This is a genomic window from Psychroflexus aestuariivivens (assembly GCF_004010055.1).
GTDB classification, from domain to species: Bacteria; Bacteroidota; Bacteroidia; order Flavobacteriales; family Flavobacteriaceae; genus Psychroflexus; species Psychroflexus aestuariivivens.
Genome location: NZ_RQVT01000059.1, coordinates 1 through 2,389, shown reverse-complemented (window position 1 = coordinate 2,389; position 2,389 = coordinate 1). Strand labels below are relative to the sequence as shown.

General features: G+C 29.9%; 4 protein-coding genes. All 4 read left to right on the top strand.

The genetic code is table 11. The features are described 5' to 3' along the window. The first annotated feature begins 111 nt into the window (after positions 1-111). The 4 genes from EIG86_RS12775 (at position 112) to EIG86_RS12760 (ending at position 2,352) form a co-directional block, all read left to right on the top strand. Positions 112-354 (top strand): hypothetical protein, encoded by a 243-nt coding sequence (locus EIG86_RS12775; RefSeq protein ID WP_240032224.1) that lies wholly within the window; start codon positions 112-114, stop codon positions 352-354. 2 nt (positions 355-356) lie between these two features. Next, positions 357-758 carry a type II toxin-antitoxin system VapC family toxin gene (locus tag EIG86_RS12770; protein ID WP_127846575.1) on the top strand — a complete coding sequence of 134 codons (402 nt, stop codon included), beginning with the start codon at positions 357-359 and terminating at the stop codon, positions 756-758. A 151-nt stretch (positions 759-909) separates the two neighbouring features. Further along, positions 910-1,695 carry a PH domain-containing protein gene (locus EIG86_RS12765; RefSeq protein ID WP_127846574.1) on the top strand — a complete coding sequence of 262 codons (786 nt, stop codon included), beginning with the start codon at positions 910-912 and terminating at the stop codon, positions 1,693-1,695. A gap of 159 nt (positions 1,696-1,854) precedes the next feature. Further along, a complete protein-coding gene (locus EIG86_RS12760) occupies positions 1,855-2,352 on the top strand; it encodes a hypothetical protein (protein ID WP_127846573.1) in 498 nt (165 codons plus the stop codon). The last annotated feature ends 37 nt before the right edge of the window (positions 2,353-2,389 follow it).

Genomic DNA, 2,389 nt, shown 5'->3' with positions numbered 1-2,389 from the left:
AAAATCATAAATTGAAAAATAATTACTAATTTTCCCGCAACGAGTCGATATGCGAGAACGTTGGCGGTAATGTGAAAATTTCAGTTACAAAAAAAATACTATCTTTGAAATATGATGACTTTAACAGAACGACATATAATTGACTCTTATTCAAAACTTTTTGAAGGTTTAAATCCGTCAACCAAGATTGAACTTATTGAAAAGCTTACCAAATCTTTAAAAAAAGAGAAAAAATCAAAAGAAACTGATTTTTACAAGTCTTTTGGAGCATTTGAATCTGACAAATCTGCTAAGGAAATGATACAAGAAATACGAGAAAGCAGAAAATTCAGAACAAAAGATTTGAATTTTTAAATATGCAGTATTTACTTGATACCAATATTTGTGTTTTCTTTTTACGTGGAATGCTAAATCTTGATGACGTTATAAAAGAGAAAGGACTCGAAAATTGCTACATTTCTGAAATAACAGTTTTTGAGTTAAGATTTGGTGCTGAGAATAGCATAAATCCGAAAAAATCTCACAAAGCGGTTGATAAATTTATTGAAGGTCTTTCTATAATTCCAATTTACGGTTGTGCAAAAAGATATGCAGAATATAAAGTTAGATTAAGGAAAAATGGAACGCCAATGCACGATGAATTTGATTTATTGATTGGTGTAACAGCTATTGAAAATGAATTAACTTTAGTAACTGATAATACAAAAGATTTCAAAAATTTTGATGAATTGAATCTTGAGAATTGGTATTCGAGATAAAAACACTACCGCCAACACTGCATATCGCTCATTGCGGATTTTGGGCTGAATTCGAAGTTTTTGGATTTTCTGGAAGTTAAAATCAATAATTGAGAAATAATTACTAATTTTCCCGCAACGAAGCGATATGCGAGAACGTTGTGCATAATTTATGAAAAAAGAACATCCAGATATAGTTTTAAACAAGTTCGGAGTTAAAGTTCTAATTCGAAATACTGCATCTTATGCTACATTTGTGAATGAAAGTGTAAACCTTGAATTTATGCTGATGTTCATTTTATTCGCTGAACATAATGATAAAGGAAAACTTAAAGAGCAACTATCTGAAATATATAAAGAAGGAAATCCAAACATAGTCTCTGAAAAATTAGAAACATTTTTTAAATCCAAAGAATCTGACGTTATATTTGACATAAATAGTTACGAATTATATTTTGGACAAATGGCTTATTGTCGTTTAGTTGATAATGCATTATGTTACTTTAAAGACGTTTTAAGTGAAGTTGTTGTAAAGGAGCCGAGAGTTTTAAAATCTACAAAGGAAAAAGAAAATTATGACTTTATACTCTCTTTTGAGACTATTGATGAATTAAAAAAAGCCTTATCTGATAAGAAAATAAAAGAGCTATTTTATGGAAATATTGAAGATATTAAAAAATTCTTTCTAAACAGATTAGGCGTGAAATTGTTCGATAATGAAAAAGATGAGAAGGACTTTTCAATGGTAATAAAGCAAAGAAATTTAATTGTTCATAATCGAGGAGTAATTACTCAAGAATTAGCAGATGAATTTTCTGTTTTCAGAGAAATGGTAGGACAAGAACTTATGTTTAAATATGATCGTCTTTCTATAATAAATGGACTTATAAATAACTTAATTATTGAAATAGATATTAAGCTGAGAGAAAAATTTGACTTAAAAACATTTGACGTGTAAAAACTATGCACAACACTGCATATCGCTCATTGCTGATTTTCGGCTGAAATCAAGGTTTTGGGATTTTCTGGGAATAAAACCATAAATTAAAAAATAATCGCTAATTTTCCCGCAACGAAGCGATATGCGAGACCGTTGGCAACAAGCTGAAAAAACGAAATGCTGAAAGGAAAACGAAAACTGATTTTACTAATTGTTATTGTAATTCTGACTTTTATTTTCGGAATGCGATACGAATTGGATTATCGGATTTTGACTCGCAGAACGGTAAAATATTTAGCAGATTACAAACTCGGATTTTATGGTGGAAAAGACTTTCGGATTTTTGAAACCGACATTGCTTTCATTCTGACTTTAATACCAATCGGATTTTATTTCACATCTCGAAAGATTAGTTCTCTAAAAAAAATAATCGGACTGAATCTAATCTATCTGATTTTAATTCCGACTTTTTACTGTTTGTATTGCTTTCTCGAAAGTCAGTTCATTAAAATAACCATAACGAACCCAATAATGAATGACGGAATTTTGAAATATCATCAAAATAACGTGAATTATAGAATGATTTTATTTCTGACAATAATCTCGACTTTTATAAGCGGAATAATAATTAAGAGAATAACGAATGGAAAAAAGCCAGTTGCCAACAATGTATAACCGCAATTACGGCGGATTCGACTACGTCCGAATCCAC